The 19565-nt window shown below is 71.2% G+C and carries 21 protein-coding genes; 17 read left to right on the top strand and 4 right to left on the bottom strand.

The annotated features are described in order from the left end of the window. The first annotated feature begins 6 nt into the window (after positions 1 to 6). The 3 genes from WBN91_RS18270 to WBN91_RS18260 all read left to right on the top strand — a co-directional run bounded on the left by WBN91_RS18270 (position 7) and on the right by WBN91_RS18260 (position 2028). The gene (locus tag WBN91_RS18270) at positions 7 to 1065 is read left to right on the top strand and encodes an XdhC family protein (RefSeq protein WP_337722029.1); all 1059 of its coding nucleotides are present in this window, start codon (positions 7 to 9) and stop codon (positions 1063 to 1065) included. Further along, positions 974 to 1348 carry an allophanate hydrolase-related protein gene (locus tag WBN91_RS18265; RefSeq protein WP_337722030.1) on the top strand — a complete coding sequence of 125 codons (375 nt, stop codon included), beginning with the start codon at positions 974 to 976 and terminating at the stop codon, positions 1346 to 1348. Before WBN91_RS18270 ends, WBN91_RS18265 begins: the two co-directional genes overlap by 92 nt. 137 nt (positions 1349 to 1485) lie before the next feature. Further along, a complete protein-coding gene (locus WBN91_RS18260) occupies positions 1486 to 2028 on the top strand; it encodes an EF-hand domain-containing protein (protein ID WP_337722031.1) in 543 nt (180 codons plus the stop codon). Positions 2029 to 2749: 721 nt separating this feature from the next. Here WBN91_RS18260 and WBN91_RS18255 read toward each other — a convergent pair. Then, positions 2750 to 3337: a TetR/AcrR family transcriptional regulator gene (locus WBN91_RS18255; RefSeq protein WP_337722032.1), complete on the bottom strand. Its 588-nt coding sequence runs from the start codon at positions 3335 to 3337 to the stop codon at positions 2750 to 2752. 81 nt (positions 3338 to 3418) lie between these two features. On the opposite strand from WBN91_RS18255, the gene WBN91_RS18250 reads away from it, so the two are divergent. Continuing rightward, positions 3419 to 3736 carry an antibiotic biosynthesis monooxygenase family protein gene (locus WBN91_RS18250; protein ID WP_337722033.1) on the top strand — a complete coding sequence of 106 codons (318 nt, stop codon included), beginning with the start codon at positions 3419 to 3421 and terminating at the stop codon, positions 3734 to 3736. Here WBN91_RS18250 and WBN91_RS18245 read toward each other — a convergent pair. Further along, positions 3723 to 4346: a DUF305 domain-containing protein gene (locus WBN91_RS18245; RefSeq protein ID WP_337722034.1), complete on the bottom strand. Its 624-nt coding sequence runs from the start codon at positions 4344 to 4346 to the stop codon at positions 3723 to 3725. The two genes, WBN91_RS18250 and WBN91_RS18245, sit on opposite strands and share 14 nt — an antisense overlap. 149 nt (positions 4347 to 4495) lie before the next feature. Here WBN91_RS18245 and WBN91_RS18240 point away from each other — a divergent pair, with 149 nt between their 5' ends. Continuing rightward, positions 4496 to 5995 carry an LVIVD repeat-containing protein gene (locus tag WBN91_RS18240; RefSeq protein WP_443217743.1) on the top strand — a complete coding sequence of 500 codons (1500 nt, stop codon included), beginning with the start codon at positions 4496 to 4498 and terminating at the stop codon, positions 5993 to 5995. Between the two features lie 55 nt (positions 5996 to 6050). Here WBN91_RS18240 and WBN91_RS18235 read toward each other — a convergent pair whose 3' ends face one another. Further along, complete coding sequence (locus WBN91_RS18235) at positions 6051 to 6437, bottom strand: VOC family protein (RefSeq protein WP_337722035.1); 387 nt, start codon at positions 6435 to 6437, stop codon at positions 6051 to 6053. Positions 6438 to 6447: 10 nt separating this feature from the next. Continuing rightward, a complete protein-coding gene (locus WBN91_RS18230; RefSeq protein WP_337722036.1) occupies positions 6448 to 7605 on the bottom strand; it encodes a low temperature requirement protein A in 1158 nt (385 codons plus the stop codon). 97 nt (positions 7606 to 7702) lie between these two features. Here WBN91_RS18230 and WBN91_RS18225 point away from each other — a divergent pair, with 97 nt between their 5' ends. From WBN91_RS18225 to WBN91_RS18170, 12 genes are read left to right on the top strand one after another with little or no spacing between them, the layout of a single operon-like run. Continuing rightward, positions 7703 to 8311, top strand: a complete 609-nt coding sequence (locus tag WBN91_RS18225) for a hypothetical protein (protein ID WP_337722037.1) — start codon at positions 7703 to 7705, stop codon at positions 8309 to 8311. A gap of 60 nt (positions 8312 to 8371) precedes the next feature. Continuing rightward, a complete protein-coding gene (locus WBN91_RS18220; RefSeq protein WP_337722038.1) occupies positions 8372 to 9610 on the top strand; it encodes an ATP-grasp domain-containing protein in 1239 nt (412 codons plus the stop codon). Beyond that, a complete protein-coding gene (locus WBN91_RS18215) occupies positions 9607 to 10377 on the top strand; it encodes a Rossmann-like domain-containing protein (protein ID WP_337722039.1) in 771 nt (256 codons plus the stop codon). Before WBN91_RS18220 ends, WBN91_RS18215 begins: the two co-directional genes overlap by 4 nt. Before the next feature lie 2 nt (positions 10378 to 10379). Continuing rightward, a complete protein-coding gene (locus WBN91_RS18210) occupies positions 10380 to 11426 on the top strand; it encodes a PLP-dependent cysteine synthase family protein (protein ID WP_337722040.1) in 1047 nt (348 codons plus the stop codon). Continuing rightward, on the top strand, positions 11423 to 12418 hold the full coding sequence (locus WBN91_RS18205) for a dipeptide epimerase (protein WP_337722041.1): 996 nt from the start codon (positions 11423 to 11425) through the stop codon (positions 12416 to 12418). The genes WBN91_RS18210 and WBN91_RS18205 overlap by 4 nt, the downstream gene beginning before the upstream one ends. After that, positions 12415 to 13593 carry an MFS transporter gene (locus WBN91_RS18200; protein ID WP_337722042.1) on the top strand — a complete coding sequence of 393 codons (1179 nt, stop codon included), beginning with the start codon at positions 12415 to 12417 and terminating at the stop codon, positions 13591 to 13593. Before WBN91_RS18205 ends, WBN91_RS18200 begins: the two co-directional genes overlap by 4 nt. Beyond that, positions 13590 to 14366 (top strand): class I SAM-dependent methyltransferase, encoded by a 777-nt coding sequence (locus WBN91_RS18195; protein WP_337722043.1) that lies wholly within the window; start codon positions 13590 to 13592, stop codon positions 14364 to 14366. The genes WBN91_RS18200 and WBN91_RS18195 overlap by 4 nt, the downstream gene beginning before the upstream one ends. A gap of 11 nt (positions 14367 to 14377) precedes the next feature. Continuing rightward, positions 14378 to 15892 (top strand): ABC transporter substrate-binding protein, encoded by a 1515-nt coding sequence (locus tag WBN91_RS18190; protein WP_337722044.1) that lies wholly within the window; start codon positions 14378 to 14380, stop codon positions 15890 to 15892. Continuing rightward, positions 15889 to 16827, top strand: coding sequence for an ABC transporter permease (locus WBN91_RS18185; RefSeq protein ID WP_337722045.1), 939 nt, complete (start codon positions 15889 to 15891; stop codon positions 16825 to 16827). Before WBN91_RS18190 ends, WBN91_RS18185 begins: the two co-directional genes overlap by 4 nt. Beyond that, the gene (locus WBN91_RS18180; RefSeq protein WP_337722046.1) at positions 16824 to 17576 is read left to right on the top strand and encodes an ABC transporter permease; all 753 of its coding nucleotides are present in this window, start codon (positions 16824 to 16826) and stop codon (positions 17574 to 17576) included. Before WBN91_RS18185 ends, WBN91_RS18180 begins: the two co-directional genes overlap by 4 nt. Beyond that, a complete protein-coding gene (locus WBN91_RS18175) occupies positions 17573 to 19009 on the top strand; it encodes an ABC transporter ATP-binding protein (protein ID WP_337722047.1) in 1437 nt (478 codons plus the stop codon). Before WBN91_RS18180 ends, WBN91_RS18175 begins: the two co-directional genes overlap by 4 nt. Beyond that, positions 19006 to 19545, top strand: coding sequence for a GNAT family N-acetyltransferase (locus WBN91_RS18170; protein WP_337722048.1), 540 nt, complete (start codon positions 19006 to 19008; stop codon positions 19543 to 19545). The genes WBN91_RS18175 and WBN91_RS18170 overlap by 4 nt, the downstream gene beginning before the upstream one ends. Positions 19546 to 19565 lie beyond the last annotated feature (20 nt).

Raw genomic sequence — 19565 nt, 5'->3', positions numbered from 1 at the left:
CCCGAAGTGCGCGAGCTGGCTTCTCTCGTGGCGGACTGGGACGGTCCGTTCGCCGTGGCGTCCGTGGTGGCCGTGCGGGGCAGCGCGCCCCGCGAGGTCGGCGCGGCGCTGGCGGTCCACCCGGACGGGCGGGTCGTGGGCAGCGTGTCCGGCGGGTGCGTGGAGGGCGCGGTGTACGAGCTGGCGCTGTCCGTGCTGGAGACCGGCCGGCCGCAGCTCGCGCACTTCGGGTACTCGGCGGAGGACGCGTTCGCCGTGGGGTTGACGTGCGGGGGCGAGCTGGAGGTGTTCGTCCAGGTCGTGACGCCGGAGATCCGGGAGGCGCTGCGCGCGGCGCGCGAGGGTCGTCCGGTGGTGCTGACGCGGTCGTTGGAGGGCGGCTCCTGTGAGGTGGCGTTCCCTTCTCACGCGGTCAGTCGTTCGTCCGTTGTGGACGGTTGGCTGGTCGAATCCTGGGGTACTGCGCCGAGGTTGTTGGTGTTCGGCGCGATCGACTATGCGGCGGCTTTGGCACGGCAGGGGAAGCTCCTCGGCTACCACGTGACGGTGTGCGACGCGCGGCCGGTGTTCGCGACGCCCGAACGGTTCCCGGCCGCCGACGAGGTCGTGGTGGATTGGCCACACCGCTACCTGGCCTCGACCCCGGTCGACTCGTCCACGGCCGTGTGCGTGCTGACCCACGACCCGAAGTTCGACGTGCCGCTGTTGAAGGAGGCGCTGAGGATGCCGGTCGGTTTCGTCGGCGCGCTGGGTTCGCGCCGCACCCACCTGGACCGGTTGGCTCGACTGCGCGCCGAGGGCGTGACAGAGGGTCAACTGGCCCGTCTGCGCTCCCCCATCGGCTTGGACCTGGGCGCTCGGACGCCCGAGGAGACGGCAGTGTCCATTGCCGCCGAGATCATCGCGGTTCGGCACGGCGGCGGCGGGCTGCCCCTGACGACCACTGACACCCCGATCCACAAGGAGGACCCGAATGGCCCTGATCTTCCTCAACGGCGGCGGGATGCGTGGCGGCCCGCTGCACCACCAGTTGCAGGGGACGCCCCTGTTGTGTGTCGCGCGTAGTGCGCCCAAGTACCGGTATTTCTCGGTGGGTGACCGGTTTCCGGCGATGCATGCGTCGGGGAGCGGGGCGGTGGTGGGTGAGCTGTACGACCTGCCGCTGACCGTTCTGCGCGATCACCTGCTTCCGGCCGAACCGCCTGAGTTGGAGATCGGGGTGATCGAGTTGGAGGACGGGAGTGCGGCGTTGGCCACCGTGTTGCGCGATGCGTACTTGGACAGCGCGGAGTTGACCGACATCACCGCTGTCGGCGACTGGCGGGCGTACCGGGGATTGCCGGGGTGAGCCGGGGTGAGCCCACTGAGGGTGACTGAATTTCTAACGCTTCGGGTGAAATCTGCACCCTGATTCACCGCGCTGGTGTCGCGACCGCGTCGATACGCTCGCCTGCGCCATACGGACCCGAGGAAGGGAATCCCCGCATGTCCGAGCAGGTGCGCCTCGACAACATCTTCCGCATCTTCACCGCCCTCGACACCGACGACGACAGCGAGATCACCTGGGCCGACTTCGCGGTGAAGGCACACGGCATCGGCAGGGAGTTCGGGCTCGACGACGCCTCGCCGGAGGTGCGGGCGCTGACCAAGGCGTACCAGGGTGTGTGGGACTACATCCGGGGCGCGGACGTGGACCACGACGACGTGGTGACCCAGGCCGATTTCCGCGTGGCACACGAAAGCGGCCGGTTGACCACCAGCGGCTTGCTGGCCAAGTGGGAACTGGCGGCCCAGGCGGCATTCACCATCGCCGACCGCGACGGGGACGACCGGCTCGACGAGATGGAGTTCGGCCGGCTTTACCGGGGGGCGGGGATCACCGACCCGCAGGTGGCCTCGATCGCCTTCGACTCGATGGACGTCGACAGCGATGGCCTCCTCACGTTGGCCGAGTTCATCACCAACACGCGAGGGTTGTTCACGGCGACCGACGAGTCCGAGAAGGGCGCGCACATGCTCGGCGAGTGACGTCGGCGACTCTTCCGCCGCTGCGTGACGGCGAGCTTTTCGCCGCGCTCCGCGCGGCGGTGCGCCAGCACAAACCGAGGGCCTCGGTTCCCCCGCCGTACGGCCTGCCCGAAGGGCTACCACGCTTTCGGTCGGGTGCAGCCGAAATTGTTGTGAGGAACGAGCAACAATTTTAGCGGCACCCGACCGAAAGTGTGGTTGGCTTTGCCAGGCCGTGCGGCGGGGGAACCGACGCCCGTCCCCCACCGGTGGCCTCCCCAGCCGCTTTTGATCTTTAAAGCGCGAAGCGCGTTCGAGCTTGAGAGCGCGGAGCGCGTCCTGTTCTGACCCGCGAAGCGTGGATTGAGGAAGCGAAGCGCGGGTTCTAAAGATTAAAGAGCCTCGCCGGCGGGCGAGCCACCAAGGATGACACAAAGCAAGGGAGTGGGTTTCTTGTGTCATCCCCGTATGGCCCGGCAAAGCCAACCACACTTTTGGCCGGGTGCCGCTAAAATTTTTGCTCGTTCCTCACAAAAATTTCGGCTGCACCCGGCCAAAAGTGTGGTAGCCCTTCGGGCGGGCCATACGGGGATGACACAAGAAACCCGGCTTGCGTTGTGTCCTCCACGGCGGACACGCCCGCCGCGCTTCGCGCGACGAAAGGCAACCGCGCTGCGCGCGGTCGGAGATCAGCGCGCGGCGGGAGGCGAGCTGGTGGCGGTGTTGTGCGGCGGAAGCGGTGCTAGGAGGGTGAGTCGAGGCCGTGGAGGGTGTGGGTGAGTAGGGCGGATAGGACCGCTTCGCTTTGGGCCACGTCGCCGGGGCGCAAGGTTCGCGCAGCCGCCTCCACCGATCCGTGGATCAGCAGTGCCCGCAGCCCCGGCTGGGGTACGCGGGCCTCCAGCAGGACGCCCGCGAGGGGGGCCAGCAGCTTCTCGTGTTCCGCGCGGATGCGGCGGCGGGATTCCTCCGGCAGGGCGTGCGCGGACAGAGCCACGACCGCGCCGTGGCTGCCGTCCACGATGATCTCCAAGACCGTGCGCAGGTAGGCCTCGACCTTGGCCGGTACGCCGTCGACCGCGTGTACCGCTGCTGCCAGCCGCCGGGCCTGGTCGGGGAGTTCATCCGTGACGATTGCCGCGACCAGTTCCTCCCGCGACTTGAAGTACTCGTAAAGCGACGGCCTCGACAGGCCCACCCGGCGGGCCAGGGCGGCCAGGGTCAGGGCGTCCGGGCCCTCCTCCGCGACGATCTCACGGCCTGCCGCCAGCAGGGAGCGCAGCCGGTTCGCGCGGTGTTCCGCGAGGGTCTCGGCGCTGATCCTGGGCACGCCGGAGAGCGTACCCCCTTGTTTTCCCGACGCCGCGTTGGAATAGTTGCCTACACAGCGTCGGGAACCTGGAGGTGCCGGATGTTCGTGGCGACCAACCGCCTGTTCGTGCCCGCCGAGCGGGCCGAGGAGTTCGAAGAGCACTTCCGCGCCAACATGCGGACGTACCTTCCCGGGGTGCCGGGATTGCGTCGCAGCACCCTGCTCCGGCCTACCCGGCCCGACCAGCCCTACGTCTCGGTGAACGAGTTCGACACCGAGGAGGACTTCAAGGCGTGGGTGGCCTCGGCCTCCTTCAAGGAGGCGCACCGGCGCAACGCCGGCATCGCCCGCCATGTGACGGGCAACGCCGTGGAGACCTTTCAGCCCAGTGAGGACCTCGTGCTCACGGGATCGTGAGGGCCTTCATCGTGTTGATCTCGTCCTGTTGCGAGACCATCACGTCGTTGGCCATCTCCTCGACCCGTGCGTCCGCGCCCGAGGACAGCAGGTCCAGCGCCATCTTCAGCGCGCCCTCGTGGTGGGCGATCATCAGCTGGAGGAACAGCCGGTCGAAGTCGGCGCCGCGGGCGGCCTTGAGGGCGTTCATCTGGTCGTCCGTGGCCATGCCGGGCATGGACTTGTGGTCCACTTCGGGCATCTTGCCCGAGTGGCCGTGTGCGGGGGCCTTCTCGCCGAACTGGCGTTGCCACTGCTCCATCGCGCCGATCTCCGGGCCCTGGGTGTCGTAGATGCGCGAGGCCAGGGCCTTCACCGTCTCGTTCTGCGCGCGTTCGGGCGCCAGCGCGGACATCTCCAGCGCTTGCCGGTGGTGGGCGATCATGCCGACGACGTACTTCAGGTCGGCCTCGTTGGGCGCCACCCAGCGGTCGGTGCCGACGTCCTCAGGGGCGAGCGTCTGCGCCTGCTCACCCGGTTTGCCCGGCACGATCACGTCCGGCGCACTCGACTCCTTCGCCGTGCACGCGGCCAGGAACGCCACCACCGCCGCCACGAACAAGATCCGCATCTGCTCCTGACCCCCTCGACTCGGCGACAACGTACCCGCCCGTCCCACGAGCCGGAAGTCTGCTCCTTACCGACTAATGGGTCTGGTGGTTAGCGTTGCGAAGGGCAATACTGCGGTCCCTGCTACAGGTTTGGAAGGGGAGACCTGAAGTGAACGCACGCGATTCGGCCCGCCGCCGCAGAGCCGGCGCGGCTCTGGGGGCGTTGGCACTGGCCGCCACGTCACTCGTGCTCGGCCCGCAGGCGCTGGCCGCGCCCGAGGTGGACGCGGACGTCGCTGGGCTGTCGGAGGCCCAGCTGTCCGAGCCCGCCCAGACGGGCACCGAGATCCCGGGTGTCGACGAGATCCGCCACACCCGCAACATCAAGCACCTCGCGAACCTGCCGAAGCCGGCTCCGTTCACCGAGGCGTCGACGTGGTCCGACCTGGCCTTCCAGGGCGGCTACGCGTTCGACGGCAACTACGACGGATTCGTCATCTACGACATCCGCAACCCGCACAAGCCGTCGATCGTGAGCACCGTGCTGTGCCCGGGCTCGCAGAACGACATCTCGGTGCACGGGAACCTGCTGTTCCTGTCCACCGACTCGTCGCGCACCGACAACTCGTGCAGCAGCAAGCCGCAGCCGGCCACGATCAAGGAGTCGTGGGAGGGCGTCAAGGTCTTCGACATCAGCGACAAGCGCAACCCGCGCTACATCGCCGCCGTCGAGACCAAGTGCGGTTCGCACACCCACACGCTGGTGCCGGACAAGAAGGGCAAGGACGTCTACCTGTACGTGTCGTCCTACGCGCCCAACGCGACCTTCCCGGACTGCCAGCCGCCGCACGACCTGATCTCCATCGTCAAGGTCCCGCTGAAGGACCCCGCCTCGGCCAGCCTGCTGACCGAGCGCGTGCTGTTCCCCGACGGCGGCAACCCGGGCCGTGACGGCGACGTCGACACCGGTTACGTGCGTGCTACCTCAGGTTGCCACGACATCACCGTGTACCCGTCCAAGGACCTCGCCGCGGGCGCGTGCATGGGTGACGGCGTGCTGTGGGACATCTCCGACCGCGAGAACCCCCGCGAGATCAACCGCGTGCAGGACAACGTGAACTTCGCGTTCTGGCACTCGGCCACGTTCAACAACGCCGGCACCAAGGTCGTCTTCACCGACGAGCTCGGCGGCGGCAGCGCGGCCACCTGCAACCCGAAGATCGGTCCCCTGCGCGGTGCGGACGGCATCTACGACGTCACCGGCCAGGGCGACGCCCGCAAGCTGGAGTTCCGGTCGTACTACAAGATCCCCCGGACCCAGGCCGACTCCGAGAACTGCGTGGCGCACAACGGTTCGCTGATCCCCGTCCAGGGCCGCGACATCATGGTGCAGGCGTGGTACCAGGGCGGCTTCTCCGTGTGGGACTTCACCGACTCCCGCAACCCCAAGGAGATCGGCTGGTTCGAGCGCGGCCCGCTGCCCGACCGCAAGGGCGGTGGTGCGTGGTCGACGTACTACTACAACGGCTACATCTTCTCGTCCGACATGGCGAAGGGCTTCGACGTCTTCGACATCCGCGACCCGCGGACGGCGACGGCGAAGCTGATCCGCGTGGGTGAGCTGAACGTCCAGACCCAGGGCCACTACCGGGAGCTGTTCCCGCGGTAGTGCACTTGAGTCGATTGTGGGGGCCTGTCCGTTCGCCGGGCAGGCCCCCTTTTCGTCAGCCGAGTTCGGTGAAGAGGGTGAGCTGGAGCCCGGCAGGCGCTTCGAGCCGGGCGTTGAGCGAGTTCCACGGCGTCTTGGTGGGCTCGGCGACCACGGTCGCGCCCGCCTCTTCGAGCTCCCGGGTGGTGGCCGTGGAGTCGTCCACCTCGAAGGCGACCCGGATGTGCCCGGCGACCCGCCGGCCGACCTCGACCTGGTCGATGTACTCGGCGTGCGGCGGGTCGGTGATCTCCAACGTGGCCCGCCCGGCCTCCAGGATGGTGACCCGCCCGCCGGGCGAGCTGAACGCGGCCCGTTCGGGCAGCCCCAGGACGTCCCGGTAGAACTGGAGTGCCTCGTCGTAGTCGTCGGCGGTGACGACCAGGCGCAGTTCGCGGACCATGTGTTCCCCCTCAGTGTCGTACGGGTTCGTTCCTGCGCTCCACGGCTACCAGCACCGCGACCAGCGCCGCCAGCACCAACGCGACCACGTGGATGGGCGCGGGCGAGAACGACGCCAGCAGCGCCAGCAGGGCCGTCACCGGGAACGCCCACGTGATCAGCCCCCGCCGCATCGGGCGCACCTGGATGTACCACACCACCAGCAGGAACACCGCGATCGGCACCGTGGTCGCGAGCCCGGCGGCCAGCGCCGACAGGTGCGACACGTGCAGGTCGTGGTCCACCGCCACCTCCAACCCCGCCCCCACCGCCGCGACCGAGGCGAAGATCAGGAAGTGCCCGTACCCCCAGGTCATGGAGAACCGCAGGGTGGTCAGCAGGTCCTGCGCCGGGTGGTCGAAGTAGAGCCACCACAGCGAGAACACGATCACCAGGCCCGCCACCGCCAGTGAGATCAGCCGGGTCTGCGAGTGGCCCGCGTCCAGGGCCTCCGCGATCGCCCCGGTGGCCGCCAGGATCGACTCGCCCAGCACGATGAGGGTGAACAGCCCGTACCGCTCGCTGATGTGGTGGGGGTGCCAGGTCGTGCGCCCGGCCCGCTCGGCCCACACCGGCACGGCCAGCTCGGCCACGACCAGCACCAGGAACCCGACCCAGAACACGCTGTCCGGCAGCCACAGCCGCGCCACCCACCCCAGCTGCACGACCGTGATGCCCAGCGCGTACCGACGGGCGCCCGCGGCCCGCTCCCGGTCCGACCGCGCGGCGCGCAGCCACTGGGCGACCATCGCCAACCGCATGATCACGTACCCGACCGTGATGACGGTGAAGTCGGCCCGGTCGAACGCCCTCGGCACGCCCGCCGCCACCACCAGCACGCCGGCGATCTGGACCAACGTGGTCAGGCGGTAGGGGACGTCGTCGGTGTCGTAGGCGGAGGCGAACCAGGTGAAGTTCAGCCACGCCCACCAGATCGCGAAGAACACCGTCAGGTAGCCGGCCACGCCGTGCCCGATGTGGTCCTCGCTCAGCGCGTGGTGCAGGTTGGCGGCGGCGGAGGCCACCGCGACCACGAAGCACAGGTCGAACAACAGCTCCAGCGGGGTGGCGACCCGGTGCTCCTCGTCGGACCTCCGGGCCGTCATCGGCCGGTACCACGCCCTCGTCATGCCCGGATCATGCACACCGCGCCGCGACATCGCACACCCGGCCCCGCCGATAGGTAGGCTCTCTATATGTAGCGTTCCTACTAATGCGGAGGTACCGGTGGCGCGGAAGTTGTTGGTGTGGCTGCACGTCATCACGTCCACGGGCTGGATGTGCATGGCGTTAGCGCTGTTCGTCGTGGTGACCTACGCCCTGGAGAACCCGGCCGCCTTCGAGGTGGCGCTGCTGCTCGACGTCGAGGTGCTCCAGTTCATGGCCACGACCTCGGCGTTCAGCGGCCTGATGCTCTCCGGCCTCACCCCGTGGGGCTTCTTCCGGCACTGGTGGGTGCTGGTGAAGACCGTGGTCACGTTCTCGCAGCTCTACATCGGCATCTTCGTGCTCAGCCCCAACCTGCACCCCGGCGGCTCGCCCACGCTGATGCGCGTCGGGTCGCTGCTGATGGCGTCGGCCCTGGCGTGCCAGGTGTGGCTGTCGGTGGCCAAGCCGTTCGGCCGGACGGCCTGGGCCAAGCCCGGCAAGCTGCCCACCGCCCAGGCCCGCGCGTTCGTCGCCTGCCTCGCCATACCGGCGGTGGACTACACCCTCGGCGAGTTCGTCCTCGACACCCACATCCCGGCGCTATCGCTGCTCACGGTGGTGGCGTTCCCCGTGGTCCGCGCGGTGCGCAGGCGCCCGGCGACCCGGTTCACCCACCCGGCGGCGTGACCTGAAACTGATAACGGTTACCATTCCCGACGATCACCGACTCGCGGGGAGGAACCGGGCGTGGCGCACTTGCTGATGGTCGAGAGTTGGGTGGGTGCGATGAGCACCCTGCTGCCGCGCGCGATCCGCGAGTCGGGGCACCGCTTCACCTTCCTGACCCGGGACCTGCACCACTACCTGCGCTCGGCGCCCAGCCACCCGCACCCGCTGCTCACCGCGGACAACGTGCTCACCACCGAGACCAACGACCTGGACACCCTGCTGCCCTTCGTGGACCAGGCGCACGCCCTGCTGCGCTTCGACGGCGTGATCTCCTCCTGCGACTACTACCTGGCCACGGTCGCGCGGGTCGCCAACCACCTCGGGCTCCCCGGGCCGCGGGCCGACGCCGTCGAACGCGCCTACCGCAAGGACCTCACCCGGCAGGCCACCACCGGCGTCCCCGGACCGCGCTGGGCGCTGGCCCACGACTGGCCCTCCACCGCGAAGGCCGCCGCCGACCTGGGCTACCCGCTGGTGGTCAAGCCGGTGGACCTGTGCGCCGGCATGCACGTCCGGGCCGTCCGCGACGAGAACGGGCTGCGGGAGGCGTTCCTGGCGCTGGAGGCGTTCCCGGTCAACGCCCGCAACCAGCCGCGCGTGCCCACGGTCCTGCTGGAGGAGCTGCTGGTCGGCCCGGAGGTCAGCGTCGAGACCGTCACCACCGGCGGCACCACCCACGTGATCGGCGTGACGGACAAGAGCATCGCCGGCGACCCGTGGTTCGTGGAGAGCGGCCACATGTTCCCCGCCGCGCTCGACGAAGACCAGGCGCGCCAAGCGGTCGACACCGCCAAGGCCGCCATCGAGGCGCTCGGCCTGGACGACTCCGTCGCGCACACCGAGGTCAAGCTGACCGCCGACGGCCCCAAGCTGATCGAGGTCAACCCGCGCCCGGCGGGCAACCAGATCACCGAGCTGGTCCGCCGGGTCACCGGTGTCGACCTGCCCGCCGTGTTCGCCCAGCTCGCCGTGGGCGAACGGCCCGACCTGCGACCGCGCACGACCGGCGTCCGCAGCGCCGCGATCTCCTTCCTGCTGCCGCCGCGCGCGGGCGTCGTGGCCGGCATCGACGCGCCCGAGCACCCGGACGTCGTGGACTGGTCGGTCAAGCCCGCCGGCCACCGCGCGGGCGAGCCCACCAGCAACAACACCTACCTGGGCCACGTCATGACCACCTCCCCCGACCACGACGCCCGCGCCCGCGCCGAGCAGGCCGTCGCGGCGATGGAGGTCCGCTACGCCGAGGACGGCCAGTGACCCTCGCCGACCTCCTGCACCGGGCGAGAACCGGTGCACTGGGACCCGACCCGGCCGGTTGCACGGTCAGCGTCGCCTTCACGACCCGCCAGGGCGCCCGGCACGCCGGGCGCGGCCAGACCTACCGCAACACCGTCGTCAGCCTGCGGGTCGGCGAGGCGGTCGGGTCGTGCGCGGTCGAACCCGGCGACGAGCCGGACGTCGCCGACTGCGCCGGGGTGACCGTCGCCGACCTGCTCGACCACCCGGACGCGGCGGTGCGCACCGCGGCCCTCGACGCCTACCTCATGCACGCCCACCCGCACGAGACGGCGAAGGCGGACATCGTGCGGATCGGCGCCGGCGACTCGCTGACCAAGTCGATGGACCGCGCCGAGGCCGTGGTCGACCTGCTCGACGCCCAACCGGGCCAACGGGTCCTGGTCGTCGGAGTGGTGAACTCCCTGCTGCACCACCTGCGGGCCAGGGGCGTCGAGTACGTGCCGTGCGACCTCAAGGGCGGCCGGACGGAGTGGGACGAGCCGATCGTCACCGACTTCCAGGACACCACCTTCGACCTGGTCATGGCCTCGGGCATGACCCTGGGCAACGGCACCTTCGAGGAGCTGCTGGCCACCGGGGCACCCGTCACCCTGTTCGCCCAGACCGCCAGCGCCATCGCGCCCTGGTTCCTCGGCGCGGGCGTGCGGGCCGTCTCGGCGGAGCCCTACCCGTTCTTCTGGCTGCACGGCGGCCCGACCACCCTGTTCCACTACCGGGAACCGTGACCATGCGCACGTCATTACTGGACCTGCTCGGCAACACGCCGGTGGCCCGCATCGACACCCCGCTCCCCCACCGGCACGGCGGTTTCTGGGCCAAGCTCGAACACCTCGGCGCCGGCGGCATGAAGGCCCGCTCGGCCGTGGCCATGCTGTTGGCCGCCAAGAAGCGCGGCGACCTGCGGCCGGGCGCGGTGGTCGTGGAGTCCACCAGCGGCACGCTCGGGCTGGGCCTGGCGTTCGCCGGCCAGGCGCTGGGCCACCCCGTGGTGCTGGTGGTGGACCACGAGCTGGAGCCGTCGATGCGGGCGCTGCTGCGCGCCCACGGCGCCCGGCTGGAGATCGTGGACCGGCCGCACCCCACCGGCGGCTGGCAGCAGGCGCGGCTGGACCGGCTGCACGCCGTGCTGCGCGGCCTGCCCGGCGCGTACTGGCCCGACCAGTACAACAACCCCGACAACCCGGCCGGGTACGCGGGCCTGGCGCGCGAACTGGTCGAGCAGCTGGACCGGGCCGACGTGCTGGTGTGCAGCGTGGGCACGGGCGGGCACAGCGCCGGGATCGTGAGCGCGCTGCGCCGGTACTGGCCGCTGCTGCGGCTGGTCGGCGTGGACACCGTGGGCTCGACGATCTTCGGCCAGCCCGCCCGGCAGCGCGTGATGCGCGGGCTGGGCAGCAGCATCCACCCGCGCAACGTGGCCTACCACGAGTTCGACGAGGTGCACTGGCTCGGCCCGGTCGAGGTGGTGGACGCCTGCCGGCGGCTGGCCCGCGACGGGTTCGTCACCGGCGGGTGGAGCACCGGCGCGGTCGCGCTGGTGGCGGCGTGGGTGGCGCGGCTGGAGCCGGGCGCGCGGGTGGTGACGGTGTTCCCCGACGGGCCGCACCGGTACCTGGGCACGATCTACGACGACGACTTCTGCGAGTCGCGCGGCCTGCTGGGCGTGCCCGCCGACCGCCCGGTCGAGATCGGGCACTCCGGCGAGATCGAGGTGACCAGCTGGGCGCGGTGCTCGACCATCACCGCACCACTCGCGGTGGGGGTGCCGGCGTGAAGCTCTCCTGGCACGTGTACGGCCTGGACCTGCGGACGCCGCTGCGGATCTCGCGGTCGGTGACGACCCGGCGCGACGCCGTGCGCGTGGTGCTGGAGCACGACGGGGTCAGGGGCCACGGCGAGGTCGTGACCAGCGTCTTCTACGACCTGGACGTGCCCCGGATCGTGGAGCTGCTCACGGGGGTCGCCCCGGTCGTGTCGGCGGTGCGCCCGGAAAACCTGCTCGCCGAACTACCGCCCTTGCCACCCGGTGTGCTGGCGGCCTTGGACGCGGCGGTGCACGACTTGCTCGCGACACGCGGCGGCGTCCCCCTGCACTCACTGCTGGGCGATCCACAGTGGACAGATGTGCCGACCGCCTTCACCATCGGCATCGGCGATCCACAGTCCTGCGCCGCCCAGGCCGCCGAGTTGACCGGTCGCGGTTTCTCGGTGCTCAAGGTCAAGGTCGGCGGCCCGGATGACGTGGCCGCCGTCCAAGCGGTCCGTGCAGCCGCCCCCGACGCGCGGCTGATCCTCGACCCCAACGGCGGCTGGACGGCGGAGCAGGCCGTGCGCGTGCTCGACGGCCTGCAAGTCGATGCGCTCGAACAGCCTTTCCCCACCGGCCGGTTCGCGGAGCTGGCCTGGTTGCGGGAGCGCACCTCGGTACCGCTGATCGCGGACGAGGACGCCGCCACCGCCGCCGATGTGAAGGCGTTGGCGGGCTTGGTGGACGGCGTGAACATCAAGCTCGCCAAGTGCGGCGGGATCACGAAGGCCCGCGAGATCATCGACACCGCCCGGGACGCGGGCCTGGATGTCATGCTCGGCTGCCTGGTCGCCAGTTCGTTGGGCATCGCGCCGGCGGTCCACCTGACCTCGCACGCCCGCTGGGTCGACCTCGACGGCCACCTGCTGCTCGCCCGTGACCCCTGGCAGGGCCTCGGTGGCGAGGACGGCACACTGCGACTCTCGGGGGCACCGGGGCTCGGCGTGGTGCCGCGATGAGGCGGTTCCCGCTGCCGGTGCGGCTGCTGCTGGTCAACCAGTTCGGCGTCAACACCGGGTTCTACCTGCTCATCCCCTACCTGGCCACGCACCTGGGCGACGTGGGCCTGTCGGCGGCGGCGACCGGCGTGGTGCTGGGCGTGCGGACGCTGAGCCAGCAGGGGCTGTTCCTGCTGGGCGGCTCGGCGTCCGACCGGCTCGGGCCGCGCCGGGTCATCATCGCCGGCTGCGCTCTGCGGACGGTCGGCTTCGGCCTGTTCGCGGTCGGCGACACGATGACCGTGCTGCTGGCCGCGTCCGTCCTCAGTGGACTGGCCGGGGCGCTGTTCAACCCGGCGGTGCGCGCCTACATCGCCGAGGAGTCCGACGACAGGGTCGGCGCGTTCGCGTTGTTCAACGTCTACGGGCAGGCGGGGGCGCTGGTCGGTCCGCTGCTGGGCAGCTTGTTGCTGCTGTGGGACTTCCGCGTGTCGGCGCTGGTCGCGGCCGGGATCTTCGCGGTGTTGACGGTGGCCCAGGCGCTCGTGCTGCCCGCCCGGGACGTGCCGCCGCACCGGGGCACCGTGCTGGACGACTGGCGGGAGAGCCTGGCGGACAAGCGGTTCCTGGCCTTCACGGTCGCGTTGACCGGCATGTTCGTGCTCCAGAACCAGCTGTACCTGGTGCTGCCGCTGGAGGTCGAGCGGCTGACCGGGTCGGCACAGGCCGTGGCGGCGGTGTTCCTGGTCTCCACGGTGGCGACCCTGCTGCTCCAGGTCCGGGTCACGCGGTGGTTCGAGAAGGCTCCACGCGGCCGGGCCATCGCGGTCGGGCTGGCCGTGATGGGCCTGGGGTTCACCGCGACCGCGTTGAGCCACGTGTGGGCGGGCGGTCTGGCCGGGCCGCTGGCAGCCGCGTTCTTCCTGTCCCTCGGCGTGATGATCGCGCACCCGTTCGTCTACGAGCTGATCCCCGCGTTCGGCCGCACCGGCCTGTCCGGCACCTACTTCGGCGTGTTCTACCTGGTCTCGGGCCTGGCAGCCACGGTGGGCAACGCCGCCGTGGGCTGGGTGTTCGGCGTGTCCGGCGTGGCGGCGTCGCTGGTGTGCGTGGCCGTCGGGCTCGTGTGCGCGGCGGCCGTGGTGTGGCTGCACCGCCGGGGCGCGTTGACCCCGACCCGAGAGGCGGCCCTGTGAGCTTGGGCGAGAACCTGCTGACCGACAACCCGGCGCTCTACGAGCACCAGTTCCCCGACCCCGACCACGTCGCCGCCCGCTGGGTGCACGACGTCGTCACCCGCTTCGGCGGCGGCACGTCCGTGCTCGACGTCGGCAGCGGCACCGGCCGCGACGCGGGGTGGCTGGCCCGCAACGGCTACGACGTCGTCGGCCTGGACAGCTCCCAGCGGATGGTGGCGTACGCGCGCGAGCACCACCCGACGCAGTTCGTGGTCGGCGACATGCGCACCTTCGCGCTCGGCCGGACCTTCTCGGTCCTCACCTGCCTGGACAGCGCGTTCCTGTACTGCCACACCAACGCCGACCTGACCGCGTTCCTCCAGCGCGCCCGGGACCACCTCGACCCCGGTGGGCTGCTCGTCGCGGAGATGCGCAACGGCGCGTTCTTCCTGGGCAACACCGAACTGCTCGACGGCGTCCGCACCCGGACCGTCGAGTGGGACGGCGTGCCCTACACCTCGCGCACCCGGCTGTGGATCGACCACGCCGCCCAGCTGCTGCGCCGCCGCCGCGAGTGGACGTGGCCGGACGCGCAGCCGCTGGTGCAGACCTCGGCGTGGCGGCTGCTGTTCCCGCAGGAGCTGCGCCACCTGCTCGACCTCGCCGGGTTCGAGGTGCTCGCCCTGTTCGACTCGCCCGGTCCGCGCACCGACGACCCGTGGTCGCCGGACGCGCGGTTGAGCGAGGCCCTGTCCGGCGACCGCCTGCACGTGGTCGCCCGCCGCTTGTGAGAGGAACCACCATGCCCACCCGCCGCCACTTCCTCGGCCTGCTGTCGCTGGCCGCCCTGTCCGGCTGCGCCCCCGTCTCCGCACCGCAAGCCGCCGCGCCCAAGAGCGGCGGGCGGCTGCGCGCGGCGTTCGCGGGCGGCGGCGCGAAGGAGGTGCTCGACCCGCACCTGGCCAACCTGTTCGTCGAGGCCGCCCGGTCCAAGGCGATGTTCGACAAGCTCGCCGACCTCGGCGCGGACGTGTCCGCGCAGCCCAGACTGGCCGAGAAGTGGGAACCCGACGCGACCCTGACCAAGTGGCGGATCACGCTGCGGGACACCAAGTTCCACAACGGGCAGCCGGTGCGGGCGGAGGACGTGCTGGCCAGCTACGCCCGCATCCTCGACCCGAACCGGGCGTTCCGCGCCAAGTCCAGCCTCGCGCTGGTCGACCTGGCGGCCAGCCGCGCGGTGGACGCCCGGACCGTCGAGTTCGCGCTCAAGCGGCCGTTCATCGAGTTCCCCAACGCCCTGGCCGCGTTCGGCGCGTACATCGTGCCCGCCGGCGCGGAAGACTTCGCCAAGCCGGTCGGCTCCGGTCCGTTCAGCTTCGTGTCCTTCGAGCCGGGCAAGTCCGTGCTGCTGAAGAAGAACCCGGACTACTGGGAGGGCGCGCCGCACCTGGACGAGCTGGAGTTCGTGATCGCCAACGAGGAGTCGGCGCGCGCGAACGCCCTGCTGGGCGGCCAGGTCGAGTACGCGCACGACCTCACTCCCACCACGGCCCGCAGCCACGCCGACGGCCGGATCTCCATCCACCGCTCCCCCAACAGCGCGGTGCAGGCGTTCGCGATGAAGCTGGACCGGCCGCCCTTCGACAACCGGGACCTGCGCGAGGCGATGTTCCTGCTGGCCGACCGGCAGCAGCTGGTGGAGTCGGTGCTGGCGGGCAGCGGGCAGGTGGCCAACGACCTGTTCGGCAAGGGCTACCAGTACTACGCCGACGACATCCCGCAGCGCACCCGTGACCTGGACAAGGCCAAGTTCCTGATCCGCAAGGCGGGCGCGGAGGGCCTGACGGTCAAGCTGGACACCTCCACCGCCGCCGCGGGCATGGTCGAGGCGGCCACGGTGTTCGCCGACCAGGTCAAGGGGTCGGGGCTGACCATCGAGGTGGTGACCGGCAACAAGGACAGCTACTGGTCCGACACGCTCAAGAACGGCTCGCTGTCCAGCTTCCGGTCCGGCGCGATGCCCATCGAGACCCACATCGCGCAGCGGCTGCTCAGCGACTCGGGCACGAACGTCACCAAGTGGGCGCGGCCGGAGTTCGACGACCTGTACCGCAAGGCGGTGTCCACTGTGGACCCGGCCGAGCGGGCGGGCGTGTACCGGGAGATGCAGCGGTCCCTGCACGCCGAGGGCGGCTACCTGATGTGGGGCTTCGCGGACTGGATCGTGGGCGCGGCCCCGAACGTCGGCGGCATCTCCACCGCGCCCGCGAACACGCTGGACTGGGCGCGGTTCGACAAGGTGTGGCTGGGGTGACCCGGTACGCGGTGCGCCGGCTGGCCATCGGGCTGGTCCAGGTGCTCGCCGTCGTCACCGCCGTGTTCCTGCTGGTCCAGGCGCTGCCGGGGGACGCGGCGGTGGCGTTGGCCGGCGACAACCCCGACCCGCGCCGAATCGAGGAGATCCGGGCGGCGATGGGGCTCGACCGGCCCGCCATCGAGCGGTTCGGGGCGTGGCTGGGCGGGTTGGTCCAGGGCGACCTCGGGGTGTCGCTGGTGTCCGGGCGGCCGGTGGTGGAGTTCCTGGCGGACGGGCTGGGGCCGACGCTGGTGTTGGCGGTGTTGGCGTTGGTGCTGCTGGTTCCGCTGTCGGTGCTGCTGGGCGTGGTGGCGGCGCTGCGGGAGGGCGGGGTGGTCGACCGGGTGCTGACCACGGTGACCGTCGGGCTGCACTCCATTCCGGAGTTCGCGCTGGCCGTGGTGTTGATCGCGGTGTTCGGGGTGCAGTTGCAGTGGCTGCCGCCTACCGCGGTCGGGGCGGATTTGTTGGCGCAGCCGCAGGTCCTGGTGCTGCCGTTGGTGGTGTTGCTGGCGCGGCCGGTGTGCTCGGTGAGCCGGCTGGTGCGGGCGGGCATGGTCGAGGCCCTCGCCTCCGACCACGTCCGGCACGCGCGGCGGCTGGGTATCGGTGAGCGGCGGGTCCGGTTCGCGCACGCCCTGCCCAACGCGGTCGCGCCGGCCGTGCAGCAGCTCGCGCGGACCACGGACTGGTTGCTGGGCGGGGTGATCGTGGTCGAGGCGGTGTTCGTGATCCCGGGGTTGGGGACGATCCTCGTGGACGCGGTCGCCGGGCGGGACCTGCCCGTGGTGCAGGGGCTGGCGGTGGTCTTCGCGGTCACGACCGTGCTGGTCAACCTGGTGGCCGACCTGATCGGCTTCCGGCTCGCGCCGCGCTCGGCGGTGGTCGCGTGATCGGGGCGTTGCTGGTCGTGGTGCCGCTGGCGCTGGCGTTGCTGGGGCCGCTGTTCGTGTCCGATGTCGGGCGCGGGGCGCCGTTCATGCCGAACTCCATGCTGGGCACCGATTTCGTCGGTCGGGACGTGTGGCAGCAGGTGTTGCTGGGCGGCCAGACCGTGGTGTTGGTCGCCTTGCTGGCCACGGTGTTGTCCTACGCGATCGGGGTGCCGTGGGGTGTGGTGGCGGCGATGTCCCGGGTGGTGGACGACGTCCTGATGCGCCCGTTGGACCTCCTGCTGGCGGTGCCGTCGCTGCTGGTGCTCATCCTGGCGGCGGCGATCGCCGGGCCGGGGCTGCCGGTGCTGATCGGGATCGTGACACTGGTCAACTTCCCCGACGTGGCGCGGATTTCCCGTGGCGCGGCGCTGGAGATCGCGGCCCGGCCCGCGTTGGAAGCCATGCGGTTGCAGGGTGAGACGTGGTGGCGGACGTCCGTGCTCTACACCGGGCGGGCCATGCTGCGGACGCTGGCCGCCGACGCTGGTGTGCGGCTCACCGGCGCGCTGTACCTGGTGGCGTCGGCGAGCTTCCTGGGCGTCGGCGTGCCGCCCGACGCCGCCGACTGGGCGGTCATGGTCGACCGCAACCGGGTCGGGTTGTTCCTGCAACCGTGGGCCGTCGTCGTACCCGCGCTGCTGATCGTGGCGCTGTCGGTCGGGCTGAACCTGACCTTCGACCGCGCCCTGCGCAAGGAGGCCGTGTGACGGTCGTGCACGTCGAGGACCTGCGGGCTGTCGCCGGCGATCGGGTGCTGGTGGACGGGGTGAGCTTCGCGCTGGCCGCCGGACGGGTGCTGGCGCTGGTCGGGGCGTCGGGCAGCGGCAAAACCACCACCGGACTGGCGTTGCTGGGCGAGCACGCGCCGGGCGTGACCGTGACCGGGCGGGTGTCGGTGGCGGGTCGGGTCGGGTTCGTGCCGCAGCAGCCCGCCGGCGCGTTGAACCCCGTGCGGCGGATCGGCGGGGTGTTCCGGGAGATCCCCGGCTCGTCGCCCGAGGCCGTGACCACGGCGTTGCGGCGGGCGCGGGTGCCGGTGGAGTTGTTGCGGCGGTTCCCGCACGAGCTGTCCGGCGGGCAGCAGCAGCGGGTGGTGCTGGCGCAGGCGCTGGTGGGCGACCCGGCGCTGGTGGTGGCCGACGAGCCGACCACCGGGCAGGACCCGATCACGCGGGCCGAGATCGTGGACGAACTGGCCTCCGTCGCGGCCCAGGGCGTGGCCGTGGTGCTGCTGACCCACGACCTGGACGTGGTCCGGGCGCTGGCCGACGAGGTGGTCGTGCTGCGGGAAGGGCGGGTCGTGGAGGCCGGGCCGGTCGGTCTGCTGGACCGGCCGCGCGAGGCCTACACGCGGGACCTGGTGGCCGCCCAACCCCGGGTCACCGTGCCGCTGGGCGGTGCCGAGCGGTCGCCGTTGATGCAGGTCAGAGGCCTGACCGCGCGGCACCGCAAGACCGTCGTGCTGCGGGACGTCGACCTCGACCTGGGCGCCGGGGAGTGCCTGGCGGTCGTCGGGCGGTCGGGCAGCGGCAAGACCACGCTGGCCCGGTGCCTGGCCGGGCTGCACGCCCGCTACGCCGGGACGGTCCGGGTGGGCGGCACGGTGCTGCCCCGGTCGTTGCGGCGGCGGACGCGGTCCCAGCTGGCCGCCGTGCAGTACGTCTTCCAGGACCCGCGGTCGTCGTTCGACCCCCAGCGGACCGTGCTGGACCAGGTCGCCCGGACGTCCGTGCGGCTGGGCGACGGGACCGGCGCGCTGGAAGGGCTCGCCGCCGTCGGCCTGGACGAGGCCACCGTGCGGCGCAGACCCGGCGGCCTGTCCGGCGGCGAACTCCAGCGGGCGGCGCTGGTGCGCGCCCTGCTGGCCCGGCCGGACGTGCTGGTGTGCGACGAGATCACGTCCGGACTGGACACCCTGACCCAGTCGAGCCTGCTGGACCTGCTGGCGGGCCTGCCCTGCGCGGTCGTCCTGGTCAGCCACGACCTGGCCGTGGTGGCCCGGCTGGCCGACCGGGTCGCCGTGCTGCACCAGGGCCTGCTGGTCGAGCACGGCTCGGCCGGTGAAGTCCTGGGCTCCCCCACCCACCCGGTGACCATCGGCCTGCTCGGCCGCGCCTTGGAACAGGAGAAGAAGACATGAACCACCGCGAAGTGGGGCCGTACGAGGTGCGCCCGGCCCGGGAGAAGGACCTTCCGGGGGCGCGCAGCGTCATGCTCGACACCTTCTACCACGAGTTCGGCTACGGCTACCGGCCCGAATGGCACGGTGACGTGGTCGACCTGGAAGGCGCCTACCTGCGGCCCGAGCGCCACGCGCTGTTCGTCGCTCTGAAGGGTGACGAGGTGGTCGGGACGACGGGCGTGCGGGCGCAAGGGCCGTCGAGCCCGCCGCACCCGTCGTGGCTGGCCGCGCAGTACCCCTCGGAGAGCACGGCGCAGCTGTTCCGCGTGTACGTGCGCCCGGACCACCGGCGGGCCGGGCTGGCCCGCGCCCTGGTGGACATGGCGGTGTCCTTCGTGGCCGCCACGCCGGGGTACCGGAAGCTGTACCTGCACACCGACGCCCGGATCGCGGGCGCGGAGCCGTTCTGGCGGTCGGTGGCCGAGGAGGTGCACGACGCCCGGGACGGCGACCCGATCTCGTTCCAGACCGTGCACTTCGAGATCCCGCTGTGAGGGTGAGGGGGCGGGCTTCT

Source organism: Saccharothrix sp. CCNWYY140, assembly GCF_037401995.1.
In the GTDB taxonomy this organism is placed as follows: Bacteria; Actinomycetota; Actinomycetes; order Mycobacteriales; family Pseudonocardiaceae; genus Actinosynnema.
The sequence above is the reverse complement of the archived record's forward strand: the minus strand, read 5'-3'. Positions and strand labels throughout refer to the sequence as shown.

Excerpts from the sequence above, each read along its gene's own strand:
- WBN91_RS18210 (WP_337722040.1), top strand. The coding sequence starts at position 10,380 with ATGCGCACGTCATTACTGGACCTGCTCGGCAACACGCCGGTGGCCCGC.
- WBN91_RS18235 (WP_337722035.1), bottom strand. The coding sequence starts at position 6,437 with ATGGTCCGCGAACTGCGCCTGGTCGTCACCGCCGACGACTACGACGAG.
- WBN91_RS18260 (WP_337722031.1), top strand. The coding sequence starts at position 1,486 with ATGTCCGAGCAGGTGCGCCTCGACAACATCTTCCGCATCTTCACCGCC.
- WBN91_RS18170 (WP_337722048.1), top strand. The coding sequence starts at position 19,006 with ATGAACCACCGCGAAGTGGGGCCGTACGAGGTGCGCCCGGCCCGGGAG.
- WBN91_RS18245 (WP_337722034.1), bottom strand. The coding sequence starts at position 4,346 with ATGCGGATCTTGTTCGTGGCGGCGGTGGTGGCGTTCCTGGCCGCGTGC.
- WBN91_RS18190 (WP_337722044.1), top strand. The coding sequence starts at position 14,378 with ATGCCCACCCGCCGCCACTTCCTCGGCCTGCTGTCGCTGGCCGCCCTG.
- WBN91_RS18250 (WP_337722033.1), top strand. The coding sequence starts at position 3,419 with ATGTTCGTGGCGACCAACCGCCTGTTCGTGCCCGCCGAGCGGGCCGAG.
- WBN91_RS18200 (WP_337722042.1), top strand. The coding sequence starts at position 12,415 with ATGAGGCGGTTCCCGCTGCCGGTGCGGCTGCTGCTGGTCAACCAGTTC.
- WBN91_RS18265 (WP_337722030.1), top strand. The coding sequence starts at position 974 with ATGGCCCTGATCTTCCTCAACGGCGGCGGGATGCGTGGCGGCCCGCTG.
- WBN91_RS18230 (WP_337722036.1), bottom strand. The coding sequence starts at position 7,605 with ATGACGAGGGCGTGGTACCGGCCGATGACGGCCCGGAGGTCCGACGAG.